Raw genomic sequence first — 17,781 nt, 5'->3', positions numbered from 1 at the left:
TCGAAAAATGAGCACACTAACCATCATCGTCGCCATGGACGCCCAGCGCGGCATCGGCATCAACAACACCCTGCCGTGGAAGCTGCCGGAGGATCTGGCGCATTTCAAGCGCCTGACCACCGGCCATCCCATCATCATGGGCCGCAAGACCTTCGATTCCATCGGCCGGCCGCTGCCGAACCGCCGCAACATCGTCATCACCCGCAACGCGGACTGGCGCCACGACGGCGTGGAAGCGGTCGGCTCCATCGACGCGGCCATCGCGCTGCTGGACGGCGCCGAAGGCTACCTGATCGGCGGCGCCGAGATCTACAAGCAGGCGCTGCCGGCGACCGACAAGCTGGTCATCACTGAAATCGGCGGCAGTTTCGCCTGCGACGCCTTCTTCCCCGCCCTGGCGCCGTCGGAGTGGGAAGAGACCGCCCGCGAGCCGCACGTTTCGGAATCCGCCGGTTTGTCCTACGCTTTTGTTACACTGCGCCGCAAGGCGTAAGTCCTATCTTCAACTTCATCAAGGAATCAACAGCAATGTCAGGCGATGGTTTTCACGTACACGGACCGCACGATCACGCGGTCGAACACGCAGCCCACGGCAGCGATGGCTTTTCGAACAACATTGCCGTCATGACGGCCATCCTGGCCACGGTGGGCGCCACCTTCGGCTACCTGGGCGGCGCCACGCAGAATGACGCGGCGCTGTTCAAGAACAACGCGGCGATCGACAAGACCCAGGCCGCCAACAGCTGGAATTACTATCAGGCCAAGTCCAGCAAGCAAAACCTGGCCGAGCTGGCGATGACGCTGCCGGGCGTCGACCCGAAACGCTACGAGGCCGAGGTGGCCCGCTACAAGGGCGAAAAGGAAGACATCAAGAAGGATGCGGAGAAGTGGGAAGAGTCGTCCAAGGAATGGAACCATAAATCGGACGAGGCCATGCACCAGCACCACCAGTGGGCGCTGGCGACCACGGCCGAGCAGATCGCCATTTCGCTGGCGGCCATCACGCTGCTGACCCGCAAGAAGTGGATGATGGGCCTGGCCTACGGCGTGGCCGGCGTCGGCATCGCGCTGGGCGCGTTCGCCTGGTTCCACGTCGATCCGATCGGCGCGCTGCTGGGCGGTCACTAAGCAACATTATATGAACGGCATGACGCCTGTCACAGGGGCGTCATGCTACTCATGCATTCTGTTACGATAATTTTTTCCCGCAGCGGCACTATTTCTGCGAGAATCCCGTTCTTATTTTTTTGCGGCCCGTTCATCTGAAGGGTCGCGCCCTGTCCGCCCCTGCACCTTTGCCGGGGCGGCTTGCTTTTTTGGAGACATGCATGAAATTTCGTTTCCCCATCGTCATCATTGACGAGGATTTCCGTTCCGAGAACACGTCTGGCCTGGGCATCCGCGCCCTGGCCGATGCGATGGAAAAAGAAGGCATGGAAGTGGTGGGCGTGACCAGCTACGGCGACCTGTCCCAGTTTGCCCAGCAGCAATCGCGCGCGTCGGCCTTCGTGCTGTCGATCGACGACGAAGAATTCGGCGCCGGCTCGGCCGAGGAAACCGATGTCGCGTTGAAGTCGCTGCGCGCCTTCGTCGAAGAGATCCGCTACAAGAACGCCGACATCCCGATCTACCTGTACGGCGAAACCCGCACCTCGCGCCACATCCCCAACGATATCCTGCGCGAGCTGCACGGCTTCATCCACATGTTCGAGGACACGCCGGAATTCGTGGCGCGCCACATCATCCGCGAAGCCAAGTCCTACCTGGACGGCCTGTCGCCGCCGTTCTTCCGCGCGCTGGTGCACTACGCCAACGACGGCTCCTACTCGTGGCACTGCCCCGGGCACTCGGGCGGCGTGGCCTTCCTGAAGTCGCCGATCGGCCAGATGTTCCACCAGTTCTTCGGCGAAAACATGCTGCGCGCCGACGTCTGCAACGCCGTCGAAGAGCTGGGCCAGCTGCTGGACCACACCGGTCCGGTGGCCGCGTCCGAGCGCAACGCCGCGCGCATCTTCAACGCCGACCATTGCTATTTCGTCACCAACGGCACGTCGACCTCGAACAAGATGGTCTGGCACTCGACGGTGGCGCCGGGCGACATCGTCGTGGTCGACCGCAACTGCCACAAGTCCATCCTGCACTCGATCATCATGTGCGGCGCGATTCCGGTGTTCCTGATGCCGACCCGCAACCACCTGGGCATCATCGGACCGATTCCGCTGGAAGAGTTCACGATGGAAAGCATCATGCGCAAGATCGAGGCCAACCCGTTCGCGCGCGAAGCGGTAAACAAGAAGCCGCGCATCCTGACCATCACCCAGTCGACCTACGACGGCGTGGTCTACAACGTGGAAACCCTGCGCGAGATGCTGGACGGCCAGATCGACACGCTGCACTTCGACGAAGCGTGGCTGCCGCACGCCACCTTCCACGACTTCTACAAGAACATGCACGCGATCGGCAAGGACCGTCCGCGCGCCAAGGAGTCGATGATCTTCTCGACCCAGTCGACCCACAAGCTGCTGGCCGGCCTGTCGCAGGCCTCGCAGGTGCTGGTGCGCGAATCGGAAACGGTCAAGCTGGACCGCGACGCCTTCAACGAGGCCTACCTGATGCACACCTCGACCTCGCCGCAGTACTCGATCATCGCTTCCTGCGACGTGGCGGCGGCGATGATGGAGGCGCCGGGCGGCACCGCGCTGGTGGAAGAGTCCATCCTCGAGGCGCTGGACTTCCGCCGCGCGATGAAGAAGATCGACCAGGAATGGGGCAAGGACTGGTGGTTCCAGGTCTGGGGCCCGCAGGAATTCGCCGAGGAAGGCATCGGCTCGCGCGAAGACTGGGTCATCCGCGCCGAGGACGACTGGCACGGCTTCGGCAAGCTGGCGCCGGGCTTCAACATGCTGGACCCGATCAAGGCCACCATCGTCAATCCGGGCCTGTCGCTGGACGGCCAGTTCGCCGAGTCCGGCATTCCGGCGTCCATCGTCACCAAGTACCTGGCCGAGCACGGCGTGATCATCGAGAAGTGCGGCCTGTACTCGTTCTTCATCATGTTTACCATCGGCATCACCAAGGGCCGCTGGAACACGCTGCTGACCGCACTGCAGCAGTTCAAGGACGACTACGACAAGAACCAGCCGATGTGGCGCATCCTGCCGGAATTCGCGGCCGCCAACCCGACCTACGAAAAAATGGGCCTGCGCGACCTGTGCCAGCAGATCCACGACTTCTACAAGGCCTACGACGTGGCGCGCCTGACCACCGAGATGTATCTGTCGGACATGATCCCGGCGATGAAGCCGTCGGACGCCTTCGCCAAGATGGCGCACCGCGAGATCGAGCGCGTCGCCATCGACGAGCTGGAAGGCCGCATCACATCCATCCTGCTGACCCCCTACCCGCCGGGCATTCCGCTGCTGATCCCGGGCGAGCGCTTCAACAAGACCATCGTCGACTACCTGCGCTTCGCGCGCGACTTCAACGAACGCTTCCCCGGCTTCGAAACCGACGTGCACGGGCTGGTCAAGCGCGAAGTGGACGGCAAGCGGGGCTACTTTGTCGACTGCGTCAAACAGTAAGCGTCGTTAATCCCGGCAAAAAATGCAGCTTCGGCTGCATTTTTCATGTAAACCTACGTCGTAACATCTCAACTTATGAATACCGCAATGCAAACGGTGGAATGGGAAATCCTGTTGCCCATCATAGGCGTAAAGTTTAAGACGGACGTCGAATTCGGTCCGTTTTCGCTCCGCCATGCAAGCATGGAGAACCTGCGCGAAAAACATCAGCTGCGCCTCAAGGAGGACTTTTGGTGCAGTACTGTGTTGTCCGTAAAAATCCCTGGCCATGTAGTGCCTGAACAAAACCGGTGTCGCCGATGTGCCAGACACAAAACCGATCAAACACAGCCTCGTCTGATTGACGGCCAGATGGTCGATGTCGTCACACTCAGGAACAAGGAATGCATTTGTATTGCAACGATAGCCGGCGGCGAACCCACCGATGTGATTGGCATGGCCTTGCCGCTTCTCGAAGACATGTTGTCGCTGCTGCGCCTGTTTATCTTTATTGGCCATCGGGGCCAGATGCCTGCCCACAATCTCATCAGCCTTCAGCACCTGCCACATTACTCTACGGTCGTCGGCGTGACGGATAGCGGCAAATCCTATTCCGAGGATCTGCTGCCGGGCACCCGCATCCACGATGTGCCGCTCCATCAGAAAGACATTGACCTGTGGATACTGGCCTGGAATTTCGAGACGCTGGCAGCGACGGTCTACCGTTCCCACACAGGCCAGCACGTGACGCCGCTGCATGAAATCATCGGCGCCAGCATGATCCAGTTCGGTGCCATGATGGAAGAGACCAATCTGCGAGACTGCTTCCTCCGGGGCGCCACCGCTGTCGAGGCCCTGACCAACCAGGCCGGCGGCACGGGCGGTGTGTCGGCGAAGTTCCGCGAGTTCGGTGCAACGTTCGCCGTCATCGCTGCTCACCCGGATCTGGCGTCCCAGGCCCACCCTGTTGTCGACAGCGACATGAAACAGGAGTGGGCAGCCATCGAAGATGACTTGAAGGAACTGTACAAGCAACGCTGCCACATCTCGCATGGTTCGCGCCGCCTACATGAAAGCAATGAGGAAACCTTATTCAATCACCAGTACCAGATGGGCAGGATTGCCGTGGGCGCCCTGCTGCTGTTCGATGAAATTTCCAATAGCAGCGATCAGTTTTATGCGCGGCTGAAGGCCGTCAGGGATACGCTGGCCCCGCCTGCGCCGGTCACCCCGCCACGGCCACGGTCAGCGTCACCACGTAGCCGTCGGTGACGTTCCCGGTGACGGCGCCCATCTGCAGCGTGGTGCCGTCGCTGAAGACGTTGTCGGTGGCGTAGCTGATCTGCGCCAGGTTGCGCACGCTCGCGCTGTAGCCGCTGGTGGCGTAGACCTCGTTCAGCGTCGCCATCGGGAAGGTGAACTGCGAGGTCTTGATGCGGTTGGCGGCGCTGGTGCTCTTGGCCAGCGTCGGGTACACCTCGAAGTGCACGTGCGTCATGCGGCCCGAATAGCAGCCCGGGAAGATGGTCTGGAACGTGACGTTGCCGCTGGTGTCGCTGGCCTGCACGCCGCGCAGATAGTTCTCCGACGTCACGCCGCTCGAATACAGCGAGTAGTTGCCGTCGCGGTCGCAATGCCACAGGTACACCGCGTAGCCGGACAAGGCCGCGCAGCTGCCGTTGGCGTTGACGATCTGCAGCTTGATCGTCAACGGCACGCCGGCCGCCACGCCGGTCGGACCGTTGAAGCTGCTGCGGATGTCGCTGCGGACCACGCCCGTCTGCGTCAGCACATTGACCACGCCGCTGGCGTTGCTGTTGGTGCCGTCGCCCGGATAAGGGCCGCCGGTCTCCTCGGGAATCACCGCGCATGAGCCGGTGGTCGTTGTTGTCGTGGTGGTGGTAGTAGTGCTGCCGGTCGAGGTGGTCGCGCTGGTGCTGTCGCTGGCACTGCCACCGCCGCCGCAGCCGAGCACCGGCAAGGCCGATGCGCCGGCCAGCAGCCAGCGCAGGGTCTGGCGCCGGTCGCTGGCCAGGTTGAGCATGGCGCCCAGGTCGGCCGCCAGGCTGTGCTCGTGTTGATCGTCGTGCATTGTCATTTACATTTCTCCTTATACCCTGGTGTTGACCAGGCTGCCGCTGGTGCCGCTGCCGCCGACCTTGGACGACAACGCTTGCAGGAAGTCCGCCAGCTTGGCGTTGGCATCGGTGCTGCCGGTGCCGCTACCACCGCTCAACTTGTCCAGCAGATTGGCGAACGTGCTTTCCAGTTCGCTGACGGCGTCGCTGCCGTCGGTGCTGTCGGTGCTCGTGGTCGACGAAGTGGTGCTGCCCGATGTCAGCTTGGCGATCAGGCTCTGCAGATCGGACTGCAGCTTGCCCGGACCGCCCAAGCCGCCGCCCTGCTGCGCGTCGCTGTACGGCGGCGCTTCGCTGCCATTGTTTTGCGCGTGCAGCGCGCCCATCAGGCTTTGCAGGAAGCTGCCCAGCGCATCGGCCAGCGTGCCGCTGTCGGTGCCGTCGCCCGTGCTGTCGGTGCTGTCGGTGCTGCCGGCCGCTGCCGCGGTGCCGGTGCTGGTGTCGGTGGTGCCGCCGGTGATGCTGGCGTCGGTAATTCCGATCGCCGCCAGCGCGTCGGCGATGGCCGAGGCGAAGCCGCCGCCTTCCGGTGGCCGAGGTGGCGGCGCGCCGCGCGTCGCCTCGGCACTGCTGCCGGCATTGGTGCTGCTCAAACGGCTCAGAAAGCTGAGCTGGCTGACGTTACTGGAACTCAGGGCGCTGATCGACATGGCGTTCTCCGTTCATGTGAGTGGTTGAGGTTGATTCAGGAGCGCGGTGCGCGCCGTGCATCGTCTTCGGCTGGCTTCTTGCGCTGTTCCGGCGTCAGCACGGCCCGCAACTTCTGCTCGGTGCGCACGTGCTGCAGCGCGATGTTGGCCATCGCCGTCGCCGCTTCCTTCGCCAGCGCCGCGGCCTTGGCGTCGTCGTACTTGTCGGCTGCAGCCAGCGCGCGCAGCGCTTCGTGGGCCTTGGCGGCCGCCTTGCCCTGCTCGCGCAGATACGGTTCCTGGGCATGCAGGATGGCGAACACCTGGTCGTCCTGGGCCTCGCTCAGCTCGACGCCGCGCAGCGACCGCGAGGGGCCGCCCATGACCGGCCCGCCAAACGGGGCCATGCCGCCGTGGAAGCCGGGGCCATGGTTCGGGCCGCGCTCGCCGCCGTGCGCTGGCGCGTCGCCTTCCCGCATCATCATCGGTGGACGGCCGCCGTCGACATCGCCATCGTCGTTGCCGGCGCGGACGGCGCCGGTCATGGCAAACAGCGGCAGCGCCATGGCGGCCGCCAGCAAGACATTGTGTACGCTGTTTCTTGGAGTTTTCATGCAAACAATCCTTGGTTGGTAGGGAGCAGCCATTTTCTTGCCACCCCGTGTAAAGCGCTGTTAGCCCGGGGTAAATCGATGTAAAGATGGTCGATTTGACACTTGATTGGCACAGGGCAACGCGTTGTAAAACGGGGTAAAAGCATGCCGGCGGCTGCCGGAGGGCTGCTATGATCGGCTTCTCGATATAGAAAGAACCACGCTGCAATGAAGAGCAAAGTACTGCTGATAGACGACGACATCGAACTGGTGGGCATGTTCCAGGAGTACCTGGAGCGCGAAGGCTTCGATGTCAAAGCCGTGCACGACGGCGAAGCCGGCACCGCCGAAGCCTTTACCGGCATGTATTCGATCGCCATCCTGGACGTGATGATGCCGCGCATGAACGGCCTGGAGACGCTGCGCCGCATCCGCACCAACAGCCAGCTGCCGATCCTGATGCTGACCGGGCGCGGCGACGACACCGACCGCATCGTCGGCCTCGAACTGGGCGCCGACGATTACGTCGCCAAGCCCTGCACGCCGCGCGAGCTCACCGCCCGCATCCGCGCCATCCTGCGCCGGGCGCAAAGCGCGCCGGCGGACAGCGGCACACCGGCCGCGCTGACGGTCGGCCAGCTGACCATGTGGCCGGAGCAGCGCCGCGCCGCGTGGGCCGGCGACAAGCTGGAGCTGACCAGCACCGAATTCAACCTGCTCGAAGTGCTGGCCCGTAACGCCGGCCGCCCGGTCAGCAAGAACACCTTGTCCGAACAGGGCCTGGGCCGGCCGCTGGCGCGCTTCGACCGCAATATCGACGTTCACCTGAGCAGCCTGCGCCACAAGCTCGGCACCATCGCCGACGGCCGCTCCTGCCTGCAAACCGTGTACCGCCTGGGCTATCAGCTGATCAAGGAGTAAGCCTGTGGGCCGTTTGTTCTGGAAGTTTTTCGTCTGTATCCTGCTGGCGCAGCTGACCGCGACGGTCGGCATCGGCGGCGCCGTCTGGCTCAAGAACCTCCGTCAGCAAAACGCCGCGGCATCCGACCTGGACACCAGTCCGCCGGCCGAAATGGCGATCGGCGCGGCGGCGGCCACGCTGGAATTCGGCGGCACCAAGGCGCTGCGGAAGATGCTCGATGGCCTCGAGCGCCATCGCGTTTTCGTGGTCGACGAGCAGGGGCATGAACTGCTGGGCCGCGTCGTCACGCCGGCCATGCTGCGCGAATCGCGCGCCCTGCTCAAGCAGGAAGGCAAGCGCCACGTGGTGCGCCAGGTGACCGATCCGGACGGCCTGCGCCACACGCTGTTCCTGCCGACGGCCGAGCGCCTGCGCGGCCTCGATGGCGGCCGCCAGTTGATGGCCGGTCTCGGCGGCGCGCAGATGGCGCTGCAAGGCGCCCCGGCGATGCCGCCCGGCGGCGACCAGCCCCACGGCCCGAACGGCCAGCCGCCAATGCCCGACCACCGCTTCGACCCGGGCCATGCGAACCCGCCACCCGACAGCGGCCCAGGCGGGCCGGGCGATGCCGCCGGCCCTCGTGGTCCGGGCGGTCCCGGCGGCCCGGGCGAACCGCGCGAGATGCGCGGCCAGCGCTTCCAGCCGCTGACGCCGTGGGTGCCGATCGCCGCGGCCACTCTGGCCAGCCTGCTGTTCTCGTTCCTGCTGGCGTGGTATTTTTCCCGTCCCATCCGCGCGCTGCGGCAGGCGTTCGACGCCGCCGCCGGCGGCGATCTGGCGCCGCGCTTCGGCAACGGCAAGGGCAATTCGGAATTGAACGATCTCGGTCGCGACTTCGACCGCATGACGGCCCGCCTGCGCAGCCTGATCGACGGCCAGACCCGTTTGCTGCACGACGTTTCGCACGAACTGCGCTCGCCGCTGGCGCGCCTGCAGGCGGCGATCGGCCTCGCCCATCAGCAGCCGGAAAAGCTGGGCGCATCGCTGGAGCGCATCGAGCGCGAAAGCGTGCGCATGGACAAACTGGTGGGCGAGTTGCTGACCCTGGCGCGGCTGGAAGCGGGCGCCATCCGCGCCAGCCAGGAAGAAATCAGCATGGCGGAACTGTTGGACCAGATCGCCGACGACGCCAGCTACGAGGCGTCCAGCCAGCAGCGCAGCGTGGTGCAGGAAGGCGAAGCCGAAGTGCTGGTCGCCGGCCAGGCCGACCTGCTGGGCCGCGCCATCGAGAACGTGGTGCGCAACGCGATCAAGCACAGCCCCGAGGGCGGCGTGGTGCAGCTGCAGTCGCGCACCGTGCAGGACGCGCGCCAGCTGTGCATCCGCGTGCTCGATCGCGGCCCAGGCGTGGCGCCGGCCGATCTGGAAACCATCTTCCAGCCCTTCTTCCGCTCCAGCACCGCCAGCGCCGACGGCCACGGCCTGGGCCTGGCCATCGCCCAGCATGTGATCCAGGCGCACGGCGGAAGTATAAAAGCCACCAACCGTACGGGTGGTGGCTTGTGCGTGGAAATGCTGCTGCCGATTAAGCGCTAAGCCTTATCGGCCCTGGACCTCAGGCCTTCGGCAAGGTCACGCCGTGCTGGCCCTGGTACTTGCCGTTGCGGTCCTTGTACGACACCTCGCACACTTCGTCGCTCTCGAAGAACAGCACCTGCGCGCAGCCTTCGCCGGCGTAGATCTTGGCCGGCAGCGGCGTGGTGTTGGAGAACTCCAGCGTGACGTAGCCTTCCCATTCCGGCTCGAACGGCGTCACGTTGACGATGATGCCGCAGCGCGCATACGTCGATTTGCCCAGGCAGACCGTCAGCACGTTGCGCGGAATGCGGAAGTACTCGATGGTGCGCGCCAGCGCGAAGGAGTTCGGCGGGATGATGCAGACATCGCTCTTGATATCGACGAAGGAATTCGAATCGAAGTTCTTCGGATCGACGATGGTGCTGTTGATGTTGGTGAAGACCTTGAATTCGTCGGCGCAGCGGATATCGTAGCCGTACGACGAGGTACCGTAGGAGATCACCTTGCGGCCCTCTTCCTGGCGCACCTGGTCCGGGAAGAACGGTTCGATCATTCCATGCTGCTCCGCCATCCGGCGTATCCATTTATCGCTTTTAATCGTCATCGCAAGGCATTCCTAAAGTTCAGGGGGCGGCGCAACCGCGCCGGATGCCCGAGATTTTACGCGAAAGCCCCGCTTTTAAGAACTTTTTTGCTCGATATGCCCACGAGATTGACTATCATCTCCCGCGTCGCCTCGGCCGCCACTTGCGGCGACTCCATCGGGAACAAATGGCCGCCTTTGACGATGCGGAAGTGCCGCCCCACCAGCGCCTGCGTGTGACCGAGGCCGGACTGGCTGGTTTCCCACGAATCCGTGCCGCCGATAAAGCCGATCGGCACCGGGAAGCGGCCGCGCACCAGCTTGGGCAGGTGGTGCGGCAGGCTGGCGTAGATCGCCGTCTCCACCTCGCGGGTAAAGCGCAGCTGCACGCCCTCCGGGTGCGGTTTCAGGCCGCTTTCCATGTAGTCGGCCAGCACGCCCGGCGCCCACGCGGCAAACAGGTCCTTGGTGACGAAATGCTGGTAGGCCGCCTGCGCGTCCGGCCACACGTTGCGGCGGCGGATGGAGAACTTGGCCGGCGGCACGCTGTTGGCCCTGCCGGTCATCTTGATCAGGCGCCAGGCCAGCGCGCGCCACCCGGCCACCACCGGCGCGTCGAGCATGACGACGCAGCGCACCAGGTCGGGCCGGGCGTGCGCCACCATCAGGCTCAGCATGCCGCCCAGCGAGTGGCCGACCAGGATCACCGGCTCGTCGTAGCGGGCGGTCAGTTCGTTGATATATTCGTCGACCAGGTTAGGCCAGCAGTCGCTGACCGGGTAGCGCGGGCTATGGCCGTGCATGTCGAGCGCCTGGATGTCGAAATCCTCGGCCAGCAACGCGAAATATTGGCGGTACACGCCCGCCGGATAGCTGTTGGCGTGGGCGAAATGCAGCTTGGGCTTGCTCACAAGCGGTCTCCGTATGATGGTTTCGGCCCATTGTAAGGGCAGTTTGCTCCGGGGATATGGGGAAAAGGCTCTAATACCGAGCACCGGCTGTTGTGACTATTGGAGAGACTTTTTCTAAAAATAAAGATCAAAATAGCAATTGATGTAGGATTAATCTTACAAATCCAGACGGAGGTGGACATGGCGGCGTGGCACAAACTATCCGACAAAATACTGGCTATCCTGCTTTGCGTGCTGTCGGCGGGATGCGGCAGCACCATGAAGCTGTACTACCCGCCTCCTCCGGCGGAGGCGGCGCCTGTTCCGCCAAAGACCGGCCCCGCCGTGTCTGTCGATGTTCTCCCCCGGCTGGGATTGTTTGACGACCTGCTCTATCGCAGCCGCGCGGATTATCTGGCACGCTTGCCGGCCGACGCGCTGGTTTCCCGCTACGCCGCGCCGCAGAGAAAATGGACTGCGGTATTTCCCAAGGCCAAAACGGGAACAGTCAGCGAATGCGCGGAAAGCAACTCCGACCCGCATACCTTGTGTGGCAACCTCGCCAGCCGCCAGCTCATATTGAAGGCGGACGGCTTTGGCGAGAACAGCACGTGCACCTGGACCCTCGATGACAAAGAAATAAAGGATCCTAAGCGACTATGCTTCATAGAAACGACCCAACGCGGCAATGCGCGCGGCAATGGCCAGGTGGTAGTTCATCTGCCGGCTGGCGACCAGGTCGTCGACTTCCCCATTCCGGCCGATAAATTGATCGTGGTCTTGGGCGATTCCTATGCTTCAGGTGAAGGCAACCCTGATCTTCAACTCGGCGAGGCGGGCGTACGGCAAAAGAGTGCTGTCGAGCCGGAGCTGGTTCCGATCGACAACCGCGCGATCTGGATGAGCGAGCGCTGCCACCGGTCGTTCTGGGCCGGTCCGATGCGTGCCGGACTGAAAATGGCAGCATCTACCAGCGCAGTAGAGAACGGCGTGCGGATCACAACGGGCGGCGCCATCACCGTCCTCAGTGCAGCCTGTTCAGGTGCCGAGCTGGCAGACTTGCTGATCGGCGCCGACCAGGACCGAGGATATGCAGGCCGGGAGACTGTCGGACAGATGAAAACCGCGCATGTGGACCACTATGGCTGGGAGAAACTGCCCTTGTTTTCAGCCGTGGGAAACGAGTGGGAAACGCTCAAGCCGCAGATCAAGGAAATCACTGACTTGCTGGACACGGCCTCGCCCAATGAAATCGACGCCGCGCTCATCTCGATAGGCGGCAACGACATAGGCTTCGGCTCCATTGTCATCGACATGATGATGCGCAAAGGCCTGCCGACCGCCGAAGCACGCATCGAGCGGGAAGAAAAAATCAAGAAACTGAGCACCGCGTTTCCGAAGCTGTTCGATCAGCTGGAGCAGAAACTCAATCCCGCCAACGTCTACCTGATGTCCTACCCGGACCCAACGCGCCTGACGCTGCCGGCGGACGATAAAGCTGCCTACGGATATTGCGATTGCAGCGCCGGCGGTTTCCTGAATATCTCTGGAATCGACCAGAAATTCTGCATGGATGAAAAGGAAAACGAGTATGCCTCCAACGACATCGTGCTGCGGCTGAACCGCGAATTGGCCGCGGCCGCGGGCAAACACGGTTGGTACTTCGTGCATGGTTTGAAGACCGATCCGTTCCTGACCGATGCCAGCACCGACGATTTATCGCGCAAGGTCGCCCACGCGCTGCGCGAGTTCGATACCCACGCCTGGTGTGCGGCCGACGACCAGCGCTGGATGCGCACGCTGGCAGACTCCTTCCACTTGCAGGCGGAAATCCCCGGCGACCCGATATTATCAAGCGGCGCGATGCACCCCAGCGCCAACGGCCACGAGGCCTACATGGCGGTGCTGTATTCCGCCATGGCGGAACGCGGCAAGGCTCCCGCCATCGCCATTGCGCAGTCGGCGCTATCGGCCGATGGAGCCACGCTGTTCGTGCCGGGCACCGCAAATTTCCAGCTCGCTGGAAGCTCGCTCGATCCGGCACGGGACACGACCGCCTATATACGGACTGTCTATCCGGACGTCACCGCGTTCTCCCGTAAATATGGCGCGAGGACGCTGTGCTCAGGCGCCCGATCCAGCACGTCGTACCGCAGCCCGGGCGCGAAGTGCTCGTTCGACGCGGCCGGCCAGACGCTATCGATTAATCTGTCGGCCCTTGCCGACGAGGGTCCGTTTGAATTGGAGCTGGCGGTCCGGGATGCCACCTTGAAGCGTTTCCAGGTCAAGCCCACGACACGGCTGGAAGTCGACACCGTGGCGCCATCCTTCGAATGCAGCGTGCAATTGGCGGACCTCAAGCTGGCGTGCGACGATCCCGCCGTCAACAGCACGGTGTTCGAGGGCGTACCCGATCTGGTACTGGTGGCCAAGGACGACAAGTCGGGATTCAGGCAATGGAACTGCGAAGGCGCAGCCTGCGCCGCAGAGCAGGAAAACCAGCCTGTGATGCGCTTGCCGCTGACCGGCGGCGTCGCCGTCGTCAAGCAGATTGCCGTGCAGCCGGTCGACCAGGTCGGCAACGGCGCGCGGAAGAACACTCCGCTGGAAAAAATCGTCACGCTGAATATCAAGCCGTCCGTATTGCAGGCCAGCGGCGCCGGAGCCAACTAGCGGCCGTTCCAGTAGCGCCGGTGCTCGGTGCGATAGCTGGCAATGCCGATACCCTGGCCGGCGCCGTTGCTGAAATCGATGGTAACGGCGCCGCTTTCGTCGGTACGCAAGCGGCGTATGCCCTGCACGCCGTAGCGTTCATACACTTCCTGCTTGGGATGGTGATAGCGGTTGCGGTAGCCAACCTGGAACACGGCTACCGATGGCTGCACGGCCAGCAGGAAAGCCGGCGTCGACGAGGTGCCGCTGCCGTGGTGCGGCGCCAGCAGCACGTCGGCCTGCAAACGGCCACGATCGCGCTCCAGCAGCGCGGCTTCCTGCGCGGCTTCGATGTCGGCCGCCAGCAGCATCGATTTGCCGCCCGCCGTGATCTTCAGCGTGCAGCCGCGCGCGTTCGGCTTGAGCGCGGTATCGGCGTAGCTGGACGGCAGCGGATGCAGCATCTCGAAACGCACGCCGTCCCAACTCCAGCCCTGCCCCGCCGCGCAATGCACGTGCTGGCGCGCGGCCAGCGCGATCGGATGATTCGGCCACAGCGAGGATAAAACCCAACCGATGCGGATCCCGTCGAGCAGCGTCAGCGCGCCGCCGGAGTGGTCGGCGTCGCTGTGGCTGACGATCATGCCGTCCAGCGCCGCGATGCCGCGCGCCTTCAGGTACGGCAGGATGACGCGGTTGCCGGCGTTGGAGTCGGGCGCATAGGCCGGACCAGTGTCGTACAGCAGCCGGTGGTGCCCGGTCTCGATCAGCAGCGCCATGCCCTGCCCGATGTCGAACGCGGTGACCGTCATCCGGCCCGGCGCCGGATGCGATGGCTGCGCCGCCAGCAACGGTATCCACGTCGCCAGGCCCAGCCAGCGCACCGGCCAGCCGCGCGGCGCCAGCAGCCAGATAGTGCCGAACATGGCCCAGCAGAACAGCCAGAACGGCGGTGTCGGCGCACTCCAGACGGCATAGCGCAGGCCGCTGAACCACTGCAGGCACGCCGCCAGCAGCGCGACCAGCCAGTGCGCAAGCCCCAGCACCGGTCCGGCCAGCGGCGCGGGCAGCATGCTGCCGACCAAAGCCAGCGGCGTGACCACAAGGCTGATCAAGGGAATCGCCACAGCGTTCGCCAGGGGACTGACCACGGAGATTTGCGCGAACAGCAGCATGGACAGCGGCACCAGCCCGAACGTCACCGCATACTGCGTGTGCGCGCCCAGCCGCAACGCCTGCCAAAGCTGCTCGCGGCGCGACGGCGCCTGCGCCGCCGCAGCGGGCGCGGGACCGTGCCGGCCGCGCGCTGGACGCAGCGTGGTACGGCCGACCGTCGCGTACAGGATGACGGCGACCGCACCGAACGACAGCCAGAAGCCCGGCCACAGCACGGCCCACGGATCGATCAGCACCACCACACCCAGCGCGGTGCACAGCACGTGCGAGACGCTGGTGATCCGGTTCAGCCACAGCGCGGCGGCCACCACCGTCAGCATGTACAAGGTGCGCTGCGCCGGCACGCCGAATCCAGCCAGCAGCACGTAGAGCAAGGCCACCGCCATGCCGACCAGCGCCGCCACCTTCTGCGCCGGCAGCAGCAACGGCAGCTGCGCGCGCGTGAAGAACGACCAGCGCCACAGCTTGAATGCGGCCAGCGCAAACAGTCCCGCCACCATCGTGATGTGCAACCCAGAGATGGAAATGAGATGTCCGATGCCGGTGCGGTTGAACACCGCCCAGTCGGATTGGTCGATGCCGCGCTGGTCGCCGACTACCAGCGCGACGATCACGCCGGCATAGGGCCGGTCCGGCAGCGCGGCCAGGATGCGGGCGCGCAGTACCGCCCGGGCATGCTCGACGACGTTGCCGATGCTGAAGACAAAGCCGTCAAGCCGCCGGTTGCCCGCGTCCGCACGCACATAGCCGGTCGCGCGCAGGCCTTGTTCCAGCAGCCAGACTTCATAATCGAAACAGTAGGGATTGGCGTTGCCGTGCGGTCGTTGCAGCCGCACCGTGAGCTGCCAGCGTTCGCCCGGCTGGACGTCGCCCACTTCAGTCACCTGGTCGCGGAAACCGGCATACCAGGACAACGCGACATGCGGCGGTACTTGGCCTTGCACGCCGCCGACTACCCGCTCCACCGCGAAGTTGAAGCGCACGCCCCGGTCGAAGCGATACGGCAGGTTGTCGATAGTGCCCACCAGCGTGAAGTCGCGTCCTTCGTCGGCGGACGCCAACTGCGGCGCCAGCGCGCAATGGGCCAGCCAGGCGGCCCAAAGGAATCCGGCGGCGCAGCCGGCAAGCATCGCGGCGAGACGCGCCGCCAGGGTCAAGGCAGCCGCGCCACGCATGGTGGCGGACCAGCCGCCCTGCCCGCCGCGCCTGCGCCATGCGGCCAAGGCCAGCGGCAACGCCAAAACCGCGACGGCGGCCAGCCCGATAGTCGAAGCCTCAGGCAGCGCGGCCTGTGTTTGCAGGAGCGCCGCGCCGGCGGCAAAGCCGATTATCGCCATCCGCATCACGCCACCTCGCTACCGCCAGGCCCGCCGCCGGACACTGCGCCTGCCCGGGTTCGCCGGGCGCCAGCCGCCTACTTGACCGAGACGTCCGTCGCCTTGATGGCGACGTGTTCGGTGATATTTTTGGCCGCGATGGTCTCGGCCAGGAAGGACGTCGACTTGACCAGCAGGTCGCGCGCCACCTCCTCCAGCGGCGAGCCGCTGATGCTGGCGTGGCTGCCGCCCAGCCCCACGCCGCCGCCCCAGCCCAGCGCCGACACGCCGAAGCCGTTCTTCTCGTTATTCGCCTGGAAGGTCTTGGAGGCGACGATCTTGGCGCGCTTGACGTCCACCACGCGGATGTCCATGTTCATGTGCACCTTGGATTTCTTGAAGTCGACCGAGCCGGCCAGCAGGCTCAACGGCCCTTTCAGGAAGCCCAGGCCACCCAGGCCGGTGGAGCTCTGCTCGAAGCCGAGCGAGGTGATCGATCCGGTGATCATGTAGTCGGCCGCCTCGGCCTCCACTTTTTTGCCGATCAGCGCCAGTTCCTTGTTGATCTCTTCCATCTCCGCGCGCTCCTGCACGTCGAAACAGCCGGTTTGCGTCAGCGCGGTCGCCAGCATCTCGGTCATGCCGGTGCCGACGCCGGTGTAGCTGGGCTGCGCCACGTTGCCCTGGCGCTCCCACCAGCGGTACTGGCGCGGATCCTGCTGGCCGGCGCCCGACGAGCAATCCGCCGATTTGCATTTAAATTCGGTAAATACCACCTTGGCGGCGGGATTGGCGCACTTCGGTACGGCGATTTCGCGCTCGGACACCTGGCTGGTTTCAGCAAAACCGAGGATGGGCACGACCAGCAGCGATGCAAGGCAGATATTTTTCATGCGGCACTTTCCAGTGAATTATTTTAAAATTAAGATTTAAAATTATGCACTATTAAAGTTCCGTCAATTCTCACCAAATCTCACCATGCGCGGCAGCGCGGCGCGGGCGTTGGCGGTGGTCGCGGCGGCCACTTCGGCCAGCGACAGGCCGCGCAACTCGGCCAGCACCTGGCCGATGCGGGGAATCTGGTCGGGGCTGTTGCGGCCCGGATGGATCCAACTGGGTGAAATATCCGGCGCATCGGTTTCCAGCACGATGGCGTCCAGCGGCAGCTCCGCCGCCATGCGGCGTATCTGCAGCGCGCGGGTAAATGTCATGGCGCCGCCGAAGCCCAGCTTGAACCCCAGCTCGATATAGCCCTGCGCCTGCTGGAAGCTGCCGTTGAATGCGTGCGCGATGCCGCCGGCCGGGCGGATCTGGCGCACGTGCTTGAGCACCACGTCCTGCGAGCGGCGCACGTGCATCAGCACCGGCAGCTCGAAGTCGCGGGCGATCTTGAGCTGCTCGCGGAAGAAGAACACCTGCTTCTCGCGCATGGTCGGTTCGGTCAGCATGGGGATGAAAAAATCGAGGCCGATCTCGCCGATGGCCACGAAGCGGTCATCCGCCATCGCGGCGGCGACCTGTTCGCGCAGCATCCGCAAGTCGTCCTCCGCAGCCTGCGGCACGTAGATCGGGTGGATGCCCAGCGCGTAGCAGCCATTGTCCACACTGGCGGCCAGCTGCGCCACCACCGGGAAGTTGGCCGTCTCCACCGCCGGGATCACGATCATGCCCACGCCCTGCTGCCGCGCCAGCGCGGCTTGCGCGACGGACTCGCCGCCGAATTCGTGCGCGTCCAGATGGCAGTGAGTGTCGATCCACATCAGGC

At 64.3% G+C, this 17,781-nt stretch carries 15 protein-coding genes; 7 read left to right on the top strand and 8 right to left on the bottom strand.

Annotated features, from left to right (window positions below; all coding sequences use genetic code 11):
- Positions 1-7 precede the first annotated feature (7 nt).
- The 4 genes from ABWW33_RS01625 to ABWW33_RS01610 all read left to right on the top strand — a co-directional run bounded on the left by ABWW33_RS01625 (position 8) and on the right by ABWW33_RS01610 (position 4,832).
- On the top strand, positions 8-493 hold the full coding sequence (locus ABWW33_RS01625) for a dihydrofolate reductase (protein WP_353398155.1): 486 nt from the start codon (positions 8-10) through the stop codon (positions 491-493).
- 35 nt (positions 494-528) lie between these two features.
- Positions 529-1,128 (top strand): DUF4337 domain-containing protein, encoded by a 600-nt coding sequence (locus tag ABWW33_RS01620; RefSeq protein WP_176650478.1) that lies wholly within the window; start codon positions 529-531, stop codon positions 1,126-1,128.
- Between the two features lie 200 nt (positions 1,129-1,328).
- Complete coding sequence (locus ABWW33_RS01615; protein ID WP_176650477.1) at positions 1,329-3,581, top strand: Orn/Lys/Arg family decarboxylase; 2,253 nt, start codon at positions 1,329-1,331, stop codon at positions 3,579-3,581.
- 75 nt (positions 3,582-3,656) lie between these two features.
- The gene (locus tag ABWW33_RS01610) at positions 3,657-4,832 is read left to right on the top strand and encodes a hypothetical protein (protein ID WP_353398152.1); all 1,176 of its coding nucleotides are present in this window, start codon (positions 3,657-3,659) and stop codon (positions 4,830-4,832) included.
- Here ABWW33_RS01610 and ABWW33_RS01605 read toward each other — a convergent pair.
- From ABWW33_RS01605 to ABWW33_RS01595, 3 genes are read right to left on the bottom strand one after another with little or no spacing between them, the layout of a single operon-like run.
- On the bottom strand, positions 4,786-5,658 hold the full coding sequence (locus ABWW33_RS01605) for a dioxygenase family protein (protein WP_353398149.1): 873 nt from the start codon (positions 5,656-5,658) through the stop codon (positions 4,786-4,788). The two genes, ABWW33_RS01610 and ABWW33_RS01605, sit on opposite strands and share 47 nt — an antisense overlap.
- A gap of 12 nt (positions 5,659-5,670) precedes the next feature.
- Positions 5,671-6,348 carry a hypothetical protein gene (locus tag ABWW33_RS01600; protein WP_353398146.1) on the bottom strand — a complete coding sequence of 226 codons (678 nt, stop codon included), beginning with the start codon at positions 6,346-6,348 and terminating at the stop codon, positions 5,671-5,673.
- 35 nt (positions 6,349-6,383) lie between these two features.
- The gene (locus ABWW33_RS01595) at positions 6,384-6,941 is read right to left on the bottom strand and encodes a Spy/CpxP family protein refolding chaperone (protein ID WP_353398143.1); all 558 of its coding nucleotides are present in this window, start codon (positions 6,939-6,941) and stop codon (positions 6,384-6,386) included.
- A 207-nt stretch (positions 6,942-7,148) separates the two neighbouring features.
- Here ABWW33_RS01595 and ABWW33_RS01590 point away from each other — a divergent pair, with 207 nt between their 5' ends.
- Positions 7,149-7,841, top strand: a complete 693-nt coding sequence (locus ABWW33_RS01590) for a response regulator (protein ID WP_176650471.1) — start codon at positions 7,149-7,151, stop codon at positions 7,839-7,841.
- A 4-nt stretch (positions 7,842-7,845) separates the two neighbouring features.
- Positions 7,846-9,417, top strand: coding sequence for a HAMP domain-containing sensor histidine kinase (locus ABWW33_RS01585; RefSeq protein WP_353398139.1), 1,572 nt, complete (start codon positions 7,846-7,848; stop codon positions 9,415-9,417).
- Between the two features lie 19 nt (positions 9,418-9,436).
- On the opposite strand, the gene dcd is transcribed toward ABWW33_RS01585, so the two are convergent.
- Together dcd and ABWW33_RS01575 are read right to left on the bottom strand one after the other, a co-directional pair.
- Complete coding sequence (gene dcd, locus ABWW33_RS01580) at positions 9,437-10,003, bottom strand: dCTP deaminase (protein WP_176650469.1); 567 nt, start codon at positions 10,001-10,003, stop codon at positions 9,437-9,439.
- A gap of 56 nt (positions 10,004-10,059) precedes the next feature.
- Positions 10,060-10,893 carry an alpha/beta hydrolase gene (locus ABWW33_RS01575; protein WP_176650468.1) on the bottom strand — a complete coding sequence of 278 codons (834 nt, stop codon included), beginning with the start codon at positions 10,891-10,893 and terminating at the stop codon, positions 10,060-10,062.
- A 180-nt stretch (positions 10,894-11,073) separates the two neighbouring features.
- Here ABWW33_RS01575 and ABWW33_RS01570 point away from each other — a divergent pair, with 180 nt between their 5' ends.
- On the top strand, positions 11,074-13,545 hold the full coding sequence (locus ABWW33_RS01570; RefSeq protein WP_353398135.1) for an SGNH/GDSL hydrolase family protein: 2,472 nt from the start codon (positions 11,074-11,076) through the stop codon (positions 13,543-13,545).
- On the opposite strand, the gene ABWW33_RS01565 is transcribed toward ABWW33_RS01570, so the two are convergent.
- The 3 genes from ABWW33_RS01565 to ABWW33_RS01555 form a co-directional block, all read right to left on the bottom strand.
- Positions 13,542-16,043, bottom strand: a complete 2,502-nt coding sequence (locus tag ABWW33_RS01565) for a DNA internalization-related competence protein ComEC/Rec2 (RefSeq protein ID WP_353398132.1) — start codon at positions 16,041-16,043, stop codon at positions 13,542-13,544. The two genes, ABWW33_RS01570 and ABWW33_RS01565, sit on opposite strands and share 4 nt — an antisense overlap.
- A gap of 71 nt (positions 16,044-16,114) precedes the next feature.
- Positions 16,115-16,909 (bottom strand): CsgG/HfaB family protein, encoded by a 795-nt coding sequence (locus ABWW33_RS01560; protein ID WP_176650465.1) that lies wholly within the window; start codon positions 16,907-16,909, stop codon positions 16,115-16,117.
- A gap of 63 nt (positions 16,910-16,972) precedes the next feature.
- Positions 16,973-17,776 (bottom strand): TatD family hydrolase, encoded by an 804-nt coding sequence (locus tag ABWW33_RS01555; protein ID WP_353398129.1) that lies wholly within the window; start codon positions 17,774-17,776, stop codon positions 16,973-16,975.
- Between the last annotated feature and the right edge of the window lie 5 nt (positions 17,777-17,781).

It is taken from the genome of Duganella hordei, assembly GCF_040369125.1.
Classification (GTDB): domain Bacteria; phylum Pseudomonadota; class Gammaproteobacteria; order Burkholderiales; family Burkholderiaceae_D; genus Rugamonas; species Rugamonas hordei.
Note: the sequence above shows the minus strand (reverse complement) of the source record. Positions and strands in the feature narration are given on the sequence as shown.